Origin of the sequence: Halomonas alkalisoli, assembly GCF_021412585.1 — a bacterium.
GTDB lineage: Bacteria > Pseudomonadota > Gammaproteobacteria > Pseudomonadales > Halomonadaceae > Halomonas > Halomonas alkalisoli.
In genome coordinates this window covers 164,151-176,525 of the sequence record NZ_JAKCMI010000041.1, presented here as the reverse complement: position 1 = coordinate 176,525, position 12,375 = coordinate 164,151, and the positions used below count along the sequence as shown (strand labels likewise).

The window sequence follows — 12,375 nt, the reverse complement described above, 5'->3', positions numbered from 1 at the left end:
AGCTGCGATTCGCTCCGTTCTCGCTCTCCGTGTGGTAGCGCACCGACGCGGCTAGCGTCCCGGCTGACACTGCCGGGTCTACACTCCAGGAATGATGCGGCAGGAGTTGCCGGTGGACTTGAAAAGCGGCTATCCGTTCTGGGCGGTCAAGAATGGCCTGATGTATGCCTTCCCGCAGGTTGATGCTGATCTGAGCTGCGATGTCGCGGTGGTGGGCGCTGGCATCACCGGCGCGCTGATCGCTGATGAGCTGGCTGGCCATGGCCACGATGTCGTCGTGCTCGATCAGCGCGACGTGTGCTGGGGCAGCACATCGGCCAGCACCGCCTTGTTGCAGTATGAAATCGATACCCATGCGATAGATCTCGCCAGGCGCTTCGACCAAGCCTCAGCACTGCTGGCTTATCAGTCCAGTTTGCGTGCGATCAGCATGATCGAAGCAGTCGCGCATGGGGTCGGCGATGTCGATTTCGCCAAGTGTGAAAGCCTCTACTACGCCAGTAATCGCGCCGATCATCCACGCCTGGCTGACGAATTTGCCTGGCGGAAACGGCACGGATTTCCGGTTCGCTGGCTGAGCCGTGCTGCGCTCAAGGATGAGTACGAACTGACGGCGCCATCTGCCATCCTCAGCTCGGTGGCCGCCAGGGTTGATCCCTACCGGCTCGCCTCGCGACTGCTGCGCAGAATGCAGCGACAGGGCACGCGCGTGTTCGATCGCACGCAGGTGAAAGCCATCACAGCGACGACGCGTTCGGTACAGCTCACTACAGCCAGTGGCGTGTCGATCAGGGCGAAGCACGCCGTGATTGCCAGCGGTTACGAAGCGCAATGCTGGTTGCGCCAGCGTGTCGCGACGAATCTCAGCAGCTACGCTTACATCAGCGACCCCGTCGATTCAGCCGAGCTGGGCTGGTTGGCAAACACGATGCTGTGGGAGTCCGCGCGACCGTATCTGTATCTGCGTAGCACCGGCGATGGACGGCTGTTGGTCGGCGGCGAAGACGACGACCGCGACATCCCGGCTCGGCGTGATCGATCGGTCGACCGCAAGGCGGCGACGCTGCGGCGCAAGGTCTCCCGTTTGTTCCCCCACCTTCATGCACGACCGGCGTTTGCCTGGGCAGGTACGTTCGCTGAAACCAGCGACGGGCTGCCGCTGTTTGGCGGCCATCCGCAGTACGGCACCCGTGTTCTGTTCGCGCTGGCATATGGGGGTAACGGCATCACTTACAGCATGCTCGGTGCCGAATTGCTGCGCGCGCAAATCGAACGCCGCCGGCATCCATTGACTGCGCTGTTCTCCTTTGCACGGTTGGAACGTCATTGACAGGGGGGCGAAAATCTATGCTCTGGGTTATCGGAGCCACTATTCTGGCCACCGGCCTGACACTGGTGTTGCTGCAGAATTTCATGACACCCGGGGATGTGATGGAGCGCAAGATCGAACACCGCCACGCTGTCTCGGATCCGCAGTTTCGGCGCGAGATGTCCGTCCTGCTGGGCCCGGCGATAGTGCACGGCAATCAAGTGACCGCGCTGCAAAACGGCGACGAGATTTTTCCGGCGATGCTGGAGGCCATTCGCTCGGCGCAGACTTCAATCACGTTCGAGACCTTCATTTACTGGTCAGGTGATATTGGTGAAGCCTTCTCGAAAGCGCTCTCTGAACGTGCCCGTGCGGGCGTGCCGGTTCGCGTCACCATCGACTGGGTCGGCAGCAACAAGATGGAGCAGTCGCTTCTGGACTCCATGCAGGCCGCCGGTGTGCAGCTGTATCGCTATCGGCCGCTGCACTGGTACAACCTGGGCCGCATGAACAACCGCACCCATCGCAAGCTGCTGGTGGTCGATGGCCGTATCGGGTTCACCGGAGGGGTAGGCATCGCGGATCTGTGGACTGGCGACGGAGGCGATCCCGAAAGCTGGCGGGACACGCACTTCCGGATTGAAGGGCCGGTGGTGGCGCAATTGCAAGCGGCCTTCAACGACAACTGGATCAAGACCACTGGCCAGGTGCTGAACGGCCCGAGCTATTTTCCGCCCCTACAGGAGGCGGGTAAGAAGGACGCGCATGTCTTCGTTGCCTCGCCATCCGGCGGGAGCGAGAGCATGCATCTGATGTTTCTGCTGGCCATCGCGGCGGCCGAGGCGACTATCGACCTGGCGGCATCCTACTTCGTGCCCGACAGCATGTTAATCGAAGCCCTGATCGCAGCCCGCGGTCGTGAGGTTCGCGTTCGCATCCTGTTGCCTGGGCCGCACATCGATGCGATGACGGTAAAGATCGCTTCCAAGTCGGATTGGGGCGCGCTGCTTGGCGCCGGTGCCGAGATCCACGTCTATCAGCCGACCATGCTGCACACGAAACTGCTGGTCATCGATAACGAGTTTGTTTCGGTGGGTTCAACCAATTTTGACATGCGTTCGATTCGGCTCAATGACGAAGCCAGCCTGAATATCTACAGCAACGATTTCGCCACTCAGATGACCGCAGTGTTCGAGGCCGATCTGCTGTCGGCTGAACCGTATTCCCTTGCTGACTGGAAGAGTCGTCCATGGCGCGAAAAGTTGTCAGAAAAGATTCTCATACCCATTAGATCGCAGCTTTGAAAACAGGGGGAAATTCAGTCCGGCGCCGATGTGCTGAGGTGTTTGTTGTCGGAGATTAATCTGAACAAAATCACCTCCCTTAAGTTAGCCGCCGCACGGACTATGCCTGGGGCTGTAACTATATTAAGAACCTCACCCTGCATCGCCATGAGTCCATGGTGAGAGGGAGAGCCCAAGTGCAGCGATCATCTGGAGGTCAGCTCATGAACAAGAATCAGGTCAAGGGCCATGCAAAAGAGGCGAAGGGAAAGGCCAAGGAGGTTGCTGGCAAGGTGACGGGCAACAAAAGCACGGAGTACAAGGGTAAAGCCGAAAAGCAGGGCGGCAAGGCTGAAGCAAAGTACGGCGATATCAAGAGTGAAATCAAGAAGTCAAAGAAATGAACGATTAATGGCACAATTGAAGCCCGGCTTGGCGGTCTCGGCCCGTAACCGCTGGCGTGACTGATCGGGGCCTGTTGTGTGTCAAAGGCCTACCATCGCGTCACTACCGTAGGAGGCACTCCGATGAAATCGGCTGGCGCGCCCGTTGAGGACGCGTCAGCCGAAGAATCATGAGGGTGCGTAGGGCACTGTCGCAAGCGGTGCTCCTCGCGCGCCGAGCCGATCTGGCAAAAGATCACGGCTTACCGGTCTGGTTTGCTGATCTCGTGGCCTATCACGCCGCCCACCGCCGCGCCTCCCACGGTGCCGATAGCGGAGCCGCCGGTGAGTACTGAGCCGCCAACGGCCCCCACGCCTGCACCCGCTACGGTGCCCTTGTCCTGTGTCGACATGCCGGAGCAGGCAGCGAGTGACAGCAGTGCCAAGGAAAAGGCAGTGCCAAGAATGAGATGTTTGATGTGTTTCATGATGGTGTCACTCGGGTTAAGAGGTCTTGCTCGCAGCGGGAGTTACCTGGGAAGCGGCGCGGCTACGACGGACCGCTATCCTCAGCATAAGGCAGAACGAGAGTGTCATCCGTTTGGTGGCGCACATAGTCCCCCGCCGCTGGAGGACAAGGGCCACGAGTCCCCTTGATCCTGACGGACGAAGCCCGCATTCTATTCGCATGCCATTTTAATCTGGCCGGAACTGGTCAATACCCCACTGTTCTGGTCTAGAATAAGTGAATGGGTCGAGATAGCGAGAGACGCAATCTGGGCCCCAGGCGCATCGCCTGCACGGATCGTGCAATTCGCGATGTACCCGATACATGCAGGGGGAGCCCCTGCCAGTCACAGTGGTAGACACGATGACGATCATGACTTCAAGAGCCGAGGTGCGTAGCCACCTCGCTCGCGCCTATTGCCCCACCCGGATTCCCGCCGAGGACGACGCTCGCGTCGCCGAGATCAAGCGGCTGCTCCAGGAGCAGAATGCCGTGCTGGTGGCCCACTACTATACCGACGATGCCATCCAGCAGCTGGCCGAAGAGACCGGCGGCTGCGTTGCCGACTCACTGGAAATGGCCCGTTTCGGCGCGCGTCACGAAGCCGACACCCTGGTGGTGGCCGGAGTGCGCTTCATGGGCGAGACCGCCAAGATCCTCTCTCCCGAGAAGCGGGTGTTGATGCCGAGCCTGGAGGCGACCTGCTCGCTCGACATCGGCTGTCCCGCCGACGAGTTCGGTGCCTTCTGCGATGCACACCCTGATCGCACCGTGGTGGTCTATGCCAACACCTCGGCGGCGGTGAAGGCGCGTGCCGACTGGGTGGTGACCTCCTCCATCGCGGTGGACGTCATCGAACACCTGCAGGCCCGCGGCGAGAAAATACTCTGGGCACCGGACAAGCACCTGGGTGGCTATATCCAGCAGAAGACCGGTGCCGACATGCTGCTGTGGGACGGTGCCTGTATCGTCCACGAGGAGTTCAAGGCCAAGGGTATCGAGGACTTGAAGGCGCTCTACCCGGAAGCGGCAGTCCTGGTGCACCCCGAGTCGCCGGCCGCGGTGGTCGAGCTTGCCGATGTGACGGGGTCGACGTCGCAGCTGATCAAGGCGGCCAAGGAGCTGCCCCATGACAAGCTGATCGTGGCCACCGACCGTGGCATCTTCTTCAAGATGCAGCAGGCGGTGCCCGGCAAGACCCTGTTCGAGGCGCCCACCGCCGGCAGCGGTGCGACCTGCAAGAGTTGCGCCCACTGCCCCTGGATGGCGATGAATGCGCTGGACAACATGGCCGGCGCCCTGCGCGAGGGCAGCGGCGAGATCTTCGTCGATGACGCCTTGCGTCACGCCGCCCTCAAGCCACTGGAGCGCATGCTCAACTTCCAGAAGTAGGGGCTCCAATTCCCAGTACGGCCCTGCAGCTGCCTCTGAGCCTGCGGCGCCGGGGACAGACAAAAGCGGAGGTCATCCTTCAGGGATGAAGGATGTAGCGCCCATGGATGGGTTCACAGCGCCTCCGCGATTGTCTGTCGACGGATAAGCCGCAGTCCTCGCTAGAACTTCTCCAGCGTTTCGCGGTAGCCCACGAAGTCCTCACGCCGCTGCGCGATGCGCGCCGCGGCGTTGCCATCGCTGTTTCGCTCGGCGACCTGCTTGGCTACGTCGAGCTGGCGAATGGCCTGGTCGATGCTGCCGGTCAGCTGCATATGCTCGGCCCGGGCGAGATGTCCCCAGGCCTCGCGATCGCTGCGGCCGGCGGCTTCGGCGAGCAGGGTGAAGACCTGGGGATCCTCCGGGCGCCGTTCGGCCAGGTCGCGGAGGAGGCGATACGCCTCGTTGGGGTCCCGTTGCAGCAGTGCTTCGCCCATGATGCGGGTGGCAGGCATGTAGCCAGGCATCAGCCGCAGCTGGCGTCGGCTCCGCTCGATGGCATCATCATAGCGGCCGGCATCGAAGGCGACCTCCGCGGCGCTGGCGGGAATCAGGGCGAGGTCGGGCAGCTCGCGAGCGAGGCCATCCAGGGTGCCGAGGGCGCTGTCGGCATTGCCCCGCTGGGCCTCGATCAGGGCGTCGAGGTAGCGTCTGGCCGCATCCGGGGCGCCGTCCTGTGCCAGGCGATTGACCGCTTGCTGCGGATCGCGTTGATGGATCGTCAGCAGGGCACGGGCGCGAATCAGGTGATAGGTTGGCTCACTGTTGCGTGAGTCGGCGGCTTCCAGCTGCGAGGCTCGTGATTCCGCGTCGCTGATGCGGGATTCGGTCAGCGGGTGGGTGAGCAGGAACTCCGGTGGGTTGCCGCCCTGGAGGCTGGCCTGTCGCTGCATGGCGCGGAACATGCGGACCATGGCCTGGGGGTCGAATCCGGCCTGTGACATGGCTTGCAGGCCGATGCGATCGGCCTCCTGCTCGAAGCGCCGGGAGTAGGTCAACTGATCCTGGATAAAGGCCGCCTGTGAGCCCATGGCGGCGGCGATGCCGGCGTCGCCGCCGCCGCTGGCGGCGATCAGCATGCCGGCCAGCATGGCCGCCATGGCGGGGATCTGGGTCTGGTCGGCGCGGGCCTGGCCGCGTGCATAGTGGCGTTGAGAGAGGTGGCCCAGTTCGTGGGCCAGTACCGAGGCCACCGCGTCCTCTTCGTCGGCGAAGGCGAACAGGCCGGCGTTCAGGCCAATGACGCCGCCCGGTACGGCGAAGGCATTGAGGGTGCGACTATCGACCAGGGTCACGACCGTGCGGGAGCCATCAACACCGCTGTGGGGAACCAGGCGTGACAGCAGCGACTCCACATAGTCCTGGGCGATGGGGTCCTGCCACTGAGGCGCACGGGCGCGGAACTGGCGCAGCCAGGCGCGGCCCAGGCGATACTCTTCACCGCTTATGGCCTGGCTGCCGGTGGTCAGGCTGGGCAAGCCATAGTCATCCGTGGCGCTAGCCGGACCGGTCAGGCCGAGTGCCAGCACCATGGCACTGCCGGTCAGGAAGTTGCGGATGTTACGCAGCATGGCCAACCTCGTCATAATGGGCAGTCGAATGCCTATCCGACATTGATTCGACCTGTAAAGTGCCTTTAAATCTCAAGGGTTTTGACGTTCGTTGCAAGAGCGTTACCCATTTTGCGTCAACCAGCATTCTCCCGGGAGTTACCATGGCTGTGCAACCAGATGACGTGCTCGATGCCTGCGGCCTGCCGTGTCCGCTGCCGCTGCTGAAGGCGAAGCAGGCCCTGGCGAGGCTCGAGGCCGGCCAACTGCTCGAGGTCATCGCCACCGATGCAGGGTCCTGGCGCGATTTCGAGACCTTTGCCGATCAGAGCATCCACGAGCTGGTGGAGCGTGAAGAGCGGGGCGAGGTCTTTCACTACTGGATTCGAAAGGGCGAGGAGCCTGGTTCATGACCCTGCGCCAGGTTTTCAAGGGCTGGATAGATCACTATTTCTCCGATGAGGAGGCAGTGATCCTGCTGGTGGTGCTGATACTGGGCTTCGCGGTGGTGATCCTGTTCGGTCGCATGTTGGCGCCTTTTCTCACCGCCCTGGTGATTGCCTTTCTGCTGCAGGGCGGCGTCAATGCCATGACCCGCCGAGGCGTGCCCCACCTGCTGGCCGTAGTCGTGGTGTTCCTTGGCTTCATCGGCATACTGTTGGCGTTGGCCTTTATCCTGATGCCGCTGATTTGGAATCAGCTGGTGGGGCTGGTCCAGGAGACGCCGCGCATGTTCGCCAGCAGCCAGCGCTGGCTGGGTGACCTGCAGGAGCGCTATCCCAACCTGGTGACGCCGGATCAGGTGCAGGAGTGGATCGGCGTTGCCGGGCGCGAGATGACCCAGTTCGGCCAGCGGATGCTGACGCTGTCACTGGCCTCGCTGGGCAATGTCCTGTCGTTGATCATCTACCTGGTTCTGGTACCCATCCTGGTCTTCTTCTTGCTCAAGGATCGCGATCAACTGGTCGCTTTCTCCCTCTCGCTGCTGCCGCGTAAGCGTCACCTGATGACGCGCATCTGGCATGAGATGGACGCCCAGATCGCCAACTACGTCCGTGGCAAGTTCATCGAGATCATCATCGTCGGCACCGTGGCCTTCTTCACCTTCGCCTTCTTCGGTCTGCCCTATTCGGCACTGCTGGCGGTGCTGGTGGGCTTCTCGGTGCTGGTGCCCTATATCGGTGCCGCCGTGGCGACGCTGCCGGTGGCGGCGGTGGCCGGCTTTCATTTCGGGCTCAGCGATCAGTTCCTCTATGTCCTGATTGCCTATGGCATCATCCAGGCACTGGATGGCAATGTGCTGGTACCGATCCTGTTCTCCGAGGCGGTCAACCTGCACCCGGTGTCGATCATCGTGGCGGTACTCTTCTTCGGCGGCATCTGGGGTTTCTGGGGCATCTTCTTTGCCATTCCGCTCGCCACCCTGCTCAAGGCGCTGGTCTATGCCTGGCCGCGTGGCATCCGGCACTATCAAGCAGAAGAGAAGGACGTTGAAGAGTGGGTCGAGGAGTGAGATGAGAGTGTGATGAGGCATCCGCCCGGCAGGCCGGACGGATGCTGCGGTTCAAGCGTCGGCATGAAGGGCCTGGGCGGCCTGGAGCACGTCATCGACATGTCCCGGGACCTTGACGCCACGCCACTCCCTTGCCAGCTTGCCTTCGGCATCGATCAGTAAGGTGCTGCGCTCGATGCCCATGTGCTCCTTGCCGTAGAGCTTCTTGAGCTTGATCACATCGAACAGCCGGCAGACGGTTTCATCCTTGTCGGATATCAGGTCGAAGTTGAAGGCCTGCTTGGCCTTGAAGTTCTCCTGGGCACGAAGGCCGTCACGGGACACGCCAAGGACGACCGTATTGGCGGCCTCGAAGTCGCTCATGCGGTCGCGAAAGTCGCCGCCCTCGGTGGTGCAGCCGGGCGTGCTGGCCTTGGGATAGAAAAAGAGGACCACCTGCCGCCCCTTGAGGTCGGATAGGGTGACGGTCGTATCGCCGGTGGCGGTGGCGGTGAAGTCCGGAGCGGGTTGGCCGATGGCAAGCGTCATGTGAGGGATCCTTGGCTTTGGTAAGGTCCTGATTACACGCAACCGAGCCACGTCTGTCAAAGTCTCCGGTGCGTGCCGCTGTACAGTCTTCGACCGCCTGAGTACCATTTACCCTTTGCATCGAGGGGTCTGCTGACATTCGGCGCCCGAGAGCGGCATGAGCGGAGAGGAACGAGAGGATGATCACTGGCAGTATCGTCGCCCTGGCGACGCCGATGAAGGTCAATGGCGACATCGACTGGGAGGCGCTGCGCCGCTTGGTGAACTTCCACCTCGACAATGGCACCGATGGCATTGTCGCGGCCGGCACCACCGGTGAGCCCACCACCATGTCGTTTGCCGAACATTTCGACGTGATACGCACCGTGGTGGAAGAGGTCGACGGCCGCATCCCGGTCATCGCGGGCACCGGGGCCAACGCGACCTCCGAGGCCGTCGAGCTGGCCCGCTATGCCAGCGAGGTGGGAGCCGACTACTGCCTCTCGGTGTGCCCCTACTACAACAAGCCGACTCAGGAAGGGCTGTATCAGCACTTCAAGGCGGTGGCCGAAGGCAGCCAGCTGCCGGTCATTCTCTACAATGTGCCGGGTCGTACCTGTTCGGATCTCTACAACGAGACCGTGCTGCGCCTGGCCGAAGTCGACAATATCATTGGTCTGAAGGATGCCACCGGCAACCTGGAGCGCGCCGAGGATCTGATCGGTCGTCTCAAGGGCAGCGGGTTCATGCTCTATTCCGGCGACGACGCCACCGCTTGCGATTTCATGCTGATGGGTGGCAATGGCGATATCTCGGTGACCGCCAACGTCGCGCCAAGGGCCATGCACGAGCTGTGCTTTGCCGCCGTGGCTGGCGATGCCGACAAGGCGCACCAGATCAATACACGGCTGATGCCGCTGCATACCAACCTGGGTATCGAGTCCAATCCGATTCCCGTCAAATGGGCCCTGCACCGCATGGGGCTGCTGGAGCCGGGTATTCGGCTGCCGCTGACATGGCTGTCCGAGAAGTACCACTCGACCGTGGGCGAGGCCCTGCAACTGGCAGGGGTGACAGACGACTGACGCTGCGCCCGGATCCGATAACCCGACGCCCCGACTAACACGATGCAAGGTGGACGCATGAATTCTGCGCTGAAATGGATGCCGCTGGCGGCGGTGATCGCCCTGGCGACTGCTGGCTGCGCACGCGATGGCTTCTATGATGACCGTAATATCGACTATGTGGAGGCCCAGCGCAGTGCGCCCCTGGCCCTGCCGGAAGGTCGCAATGTACAGCGCTATCGGGATGCCATGCCGGTGCCGGAGGCCAGTGGCACGCTACGCTCCAGCGAGCGCTTCAGTGCACCCAGCCCCGAGCGCCTGGTTTCCGGGCGTGCGACGGAGCGGGACTATGTCGAGCGCCGGGAAATCGGCAGCGACCGCTGGCTGGTGGTGGGGGCCGACCCCGGTGTGGTCTGGCCGCAGCTGCAGGACTTCGCCCGTGCCCGTGGCTTGCAGGTCCAGGCCAGTGACGATGCGCGGGGGGCGCTGGAGACCGATCAGGGCCGCTTGAGCGTGCGGCAAGGGCTGCGAGCCGGTGACAGCGAGGTGCGCTGCGACCGGGCGGGTCGTCCGGTCGCCGCCTGCCTGGACGCCTTGGAGCAGCACTTCAGTGCACGTACGGCAACAGCCAGTGCCGCCTCTCTGGCCGGCCAGCAGATCGCCGGTGAGGACCGCCTGCGCCTGGAACAGCGTGGAGATGACTGGGTCGTTCAGATTCCGTTGGATATCGATCGGGTCTGGGCCGAGCTCAATCACCAGCTTGAAGCCGACTTTACCGTGGAGGACCGCCGCGAGCTGCTCGAGCAGAACCCGCAGAGCCATGATTTCCTGGTCAGCTACATGACCGTGTCCGAGCGCGATCGTAACCCGCTGCAGATCATCTTCAGCCCCGACGTGCGACAGATGCCGCAGCAGATTCGCCTGGTGCTGGAGTCCGCCGGCCCCGAACGGACCGTGCTGCGGGCCGAGAACGCCAGCGAGCGCGCCTTCACCCCCGAGGATCAGCGCGAGCTGCTCGAGCGGGTGTCGGGCCTGCTGCGCTGATGGTGAGCCGGGTGGCCGAGTCACGCCCACCCGCCGGTACGCTGCGCTTTGCCTCCTTGGGCAGCGGCAGCAAGGGCAATGCCACCCTGGTCAGCGATGGCGAGGCCTGGGTGCTGGTCGACTGCGGCTTCGGCCTGCGCGAGACAGAGCGTCGACTGGCGCGGCTGGATATCCATCCGCGCCAGTTGGATGCCGTGCTGGTGACCCACGAGCATGGCGACCACTTGCGCGGCGTGGGGCCGCTGGCGCGACGCCATGGCGTGCCGGTCTATCTGACGCCGGGCACCTGGCTCTCCGGGCGCCTGGGGGAGGTGCCGCAGCTGCACTGGATCACACCCCAGTCGCGCTTCGCGATCAAGGGCTTGGTCGTCGATCCAATCACGGTGCCCCATGACGCACGCGAGCCGGTCCAGTTCCGCTTCGAATCTCGCGGCCGCCATCTCGGGGTGCTGACCGACCTGGGCTATCCCAGCGACCATGTGGCAGAAGCCTTCCATGGCTGCGATGCGCTGATACTCGAATGCAATCACGACCCGCACCTGCTGCAGACGGGACCCTATCCGCCGACGCTCAAGCGTCGCGTGGGCGGCAACTGGGGGCACCTGGCCAATGGCCAGGCAGCCACGCTGCTTGCCCGGCTGGGGCTGGATCGCCTGCAGCATATCGTCTGTTCGCACCTTTCCGAACACAACAACCGCCCCGAGCTGGCGCTCGAGGCCTTGACCCCACTGCTCGATGGCGATGCCTCTCGTCTGACGATTGCCGCTCAGGATCACGGGCTGCAGTGGCAGACGATCAGTTGAGAGCCACCCCTTTCGTCTTGCGATAACCCTTTCTGGAGACCCCCATGGAAAAGCGCCAAGAACTCTATGCCGGCAAGGCCAAGTCGGTCTTTGCCACCGATGATCCGGATCGTGTGGTCTTGCAGTTCCGCGACGACACCAGCGCCTTCGACGGCGAGCGCATGGAGTCGCTGGCGCGCAAGGGCATGGTCAACAATCGCTTCAACGCCTTCATCATGGGCAAGCTCGAGGCGGCAGGTATTCCGACCCACTTCGAGCGCTGCCTCTCCGACACCGAGAGCCTGGTCAAGACGCTCACGATGATCCCGGTGGAGTGCGTGGTGCGCAATATCGCCGCCGGTGGCCTGGTCAAGCGCCTCGGCGTGGAGGAGGGGCGCGAGCTCTCGCCGCCCACCTTCGAGCTGTTTCTCAAGAACGACGCCCTGCATGACCCGATGATCAACGAGTCGCTGGCCGAGACCTTCGGCTGGGCCACGCCGGAGCAGCTGGCCGAGATGAAGGCACTGACCTTCAAGGTCAATGCGGTGCTCAAGCAGCTCTTCGCTGACGGCGGCCTGCTGCTGGTGGACTACAAGCTGGAGTTCGGCCTGTTCAAGGGGCAGATCGTGCTGGGCGACGAGTTCTCACCGGATGGCTGCCGCCTGTGGGACGCCAAGACGCGGGACAAGATGGACAAGGACCGCTTCCGCCAAGGGCTGGGTGGCGTGATCGAGGCCTACGAGGAAGTGGGGCGGCGGATTGGTGTCGACTTCGACTGAGTCAGCCAGCTGCTGAAGAAACATTCCAGCATTATGACAGGAAGGCGGCCCCAGGGCCGCCTTCCTGTATTCGGGAGGCGCGTATCTGCTCTGCTGACGGCTCCTTATCCTTTGGTAGCAATTCAGACTCTCGGGTAAATCAGCCGATGCCAGGGCCAAACTCCAGCCCGCCGGGCAAGGCCGAGCGATGCATCGCTCCATAGACTCCTCTCTAGATGGCAA

At 62.9% G+C, this 12,375-nt stretch carries 13 protein-coding genes; 10 read left to right on the top strand and 3 right to left on the bottom strand.

Features of this window, described 5'->3' with window-relative positions; genetic code table 11:
- The first annotated feature begins 112 nt into the window (after positions 1-112).
- From LY622_RS18820 to LY622_RS18810, 3 genes are all read left to right on the top strand, one after another.
- Positions 113-1,330, top strand: a complete 1,218-nt coding sequence (locus LY622_RS18820) for an NAD(P)/FAD-dependent oxidoreductase (protein ID WP_234292270.1) — start codon at positions 113-115, stop codon at positions 1,328-1,330.
- 17 nt (positions 1,331-1,347) lie between these two features.
- A complete protein-coding gene (locus LY622_RS18815) occupies positions 1,348-2,613 on the top strand; it encodes a phospholipase D-like domain-containing protein (protein WP_234292269.1) in 1,266 nt (421 codons plus the stop codon).
- 203 nt (positions 2,614-2,816) lie between these two features.
- Positions 2,817-2,996, top strand: a complete 180-nt coding sequence (locus tag LY622_RS18810; protein WP_234292268.1) for a CsbD family protein — start codon at positions 2,817-2,819, stop codon at positions 2,994-2,996.
- 242 nt (positions 2,997-3,238) lie between these two features.
- Here LY622_RS18810 and LY622_RS18805 read toward each other — a convergent pair whose 3' ends face one another.
- Positions 3,239-3,463 (bottom strand): YMGG-like glycine zipper-containing protein, encoded by a 225-nt coding sequence (locus LY622_RS18805; RefSeq protein ID WP_234280080.1) that lies wholly within the window; start codon positions 3,461-3,463, stop codon positions 3,239-3,241.
- Positions 3,464-3,846: 383 nt separating this feature from the next.
- On the opposite strand from LY622_RS18805, the gene nadA reads away from it, so the two are divergent.
- On the top strand, positions 3,847-4,875 hold the full coding sequence (gene nadA / locus LY622_RS18800) for a quinolinate synthase NadA (RefSeq protein WP_234280081.1): 1,029 nt from the start codon (positions 3,847-3,849) through the stop codon (positions 4,873-4,875).
- Positions 4,876-5,036: 161 nt separating this feature from the next.
- Here nadA and LY622_RS18795 read toward each other — a convergent pair whose 3' ends face one another.
- The gene (locus LY622_RS18795; protein WP_234292267.1) at positions 5,037-6,485 is read right to left on the bottom strand and encodes a M48 family metalloprotease; all 1,449 of its coding nucleotides are present in this window, start codon (positions 6,483-6,485) and stop codon (positions 5,037-5,039) included.
- Positions 6,486-6,628: 143 nt separating this feature from the next.
- On the opposite strand from LY622_RS18795, the gene LY622_RS18790 reads away from it, so the two are divergent.
- Positions 6,629-6,877 (top strand): sulfurtransferase TusA family protein, encoded by a 249-nt coding sequence (locus LY622_RS18790; protein ID WP_234292266.1) that lies wholly within the window; start codon positions 6,629-6,631, stop codon positions 6,875-6,877.
- Positions 6,874-7,977: an AI-2E family transporter gene (locus LY622_RS18785; RefSeq protein ID WP_234292265.1), complete on the top strand. Its 1,104-nt coding sequence runs from the start codon at positions 6,874-6,876 to the stop codon at positions 7,975-7,977. The genes LY622_RS18790 and LY622_RS18785 overlap by 4 nt, the downstream gene beginning before the upstream one ends.
- Positions 7,978-8,028: 51 nt before the next feature.
- On the opposite strand, the gene LY622_RS18780 is transcribed toward LY622_RS18785, so the two are convergent.
- The gene (locus LY622_RS18780; protein ID WP_234292264.1) at positions 8,029-8,505 is read right to left on the bottom strand and encodes a peroxiredoxin; all 477 of its coding nucleotides are present in this window, start codon (positions 8,503-8,505) and stop codon (positions 8,029-8,031) included.
- Between the two features lie 179 nt (positions 8,506-8,684).
- Here LY622_RS18780 and dapA point away from each other — a divergent pair, with 179 nt between their 5' ends.
- From dapA to purC, 4 genes are read left to right on the top strand one after another with little or no spacing between them, the layout of a single operon-like run.
- Positions 8,685-9,569, top strand: a complete 885-nt coding sequence (gene dapA, locus LY622_RS18775) for a 4-hydroxy-tetrahydrodipicolinate synthase (protein WP_234292263.1) — start codon at positions 8,685-8,687, stop codon at positions 9,567-9,569.
- A gap of 57 nt (positions 9,570-9,626) precedes the next feature.
- A complete protein-coding gene (locus LY622_RS18770) occupies positions 9,627-10,592 on the top strand; it encodes a lipoprotein, NlpB (RefSeq protein WP_234292262.1) in 966 nt (321 codons plus the stop codon).
- Between the two features lie 11 nt (positions 10,593-10,603).
- Entirely contained in the window at positions 10,604-11,395 is a 792-nt protein-coding gene (locus LY622_RS18765; RefSeq protein WP_439649600.1) for an MBL fold metallo-hydrolase, read from the top strand.
- A 44-nt stretch (positions 11,396-11,439) separates the two neighbouring features.
- On the top strand, positions 11,440-12,153 hold the full coding sequence (gene purC, locus LY622_RS18760; RefSeq protein WP_234292260.1) for a phosphoribosylaminoimidazolesuccinocarboxamide synthase: 714 nt from the start codon (positions 11,440-11,442) through the stop codon (positions 12,151-12,153).
- The last annotated feature ends 222 nt before the right edge of the window (positions 12,154-12,375 follow it).

What these genes read in the sequence shown, in the direction of transcription:
- LY622_RS18795 (WP_234292267.1), bottom strand. Translation starts at nt 6,485, where the DNA reads ATGCTGCGTAACATCCGCAACTTCCTGACCGGCAGTGCCATGGTGCTG.
- purC (WP_234292260.1), top strand. Translation starts at nt 11,440, where the DNA reads ATGGAAAAGCGCCAAGAACTCTATGCCGGCAAGGCCAAGTCGGTCTTT.
- LY622_RS18805 (WP_234280080.1), bottom strand. Translation starts at nt 3,463, where the DNA reads ATGAAACACATCAAACATCTCATTCTTGGCACTGCCTTTTCCTTGGCA.
- LY622_RS18785 (WP_234292265.1), top strand. Translation starts at nt 6,874, where the DNA reads ATGACCCTGCGCCAGGTTTTCAAGGGCTGGATAGATCACTATTTCTCC.
- LY622_RS18815 (WP_234292269.1), top strand. Translation starts at nt 1,348, where the DNA reads ATGCTCTGGGTTATCGGAGCCACTATTCTGGCCACCGGCCTGACACTG.
- LY622_RS18790 (WP_234292266.1), top strand. Translation starts at nt 6,629, where the DNA reads ATGGCTGTGCAACCAGATGACGTGCTCGATGCCTGCGGCCTGCCGTGT.
- dapA (WP_234292263.1), top strand. Translation starts at nt 8,685, where the DNA reads ATGATCACTGGCAGTATCGTCGCCCTGGCGACGCCGATGAAGGTCAAT.
- LY622_RS18770 (WP_234292262.1), top strand. Translation starts at nt 9,627, where the DNA reads ATGAATTCTGCGCTGAAATGGATGCCGCTGGCGGCGGTGATCGCCCTG.
- LY622_RS18780 (WP_234292264.1), bottom strand. Translation starts at nt 8,505, where the DNA reads ATGACGCTTGCCATCGGCCAACCCGCTCCGGACTTCACCGCCACCGCC.
- LY622_RS18810 (WP_234292268.1), top strand. Translation starts at nt 2,817, where the DNA reads ATGAACAAGAATCAGGTCAAGGGCCATGCAAAAGAGGCGAAGGGAAAG.
- nadA (WP_234280081.1), top strand. Translation starts at nt 3,847, where the DNA reads ATGACGATCATGACTTCAAGAGCCGAGGTGCGTAGCCACCTCGCTCGC.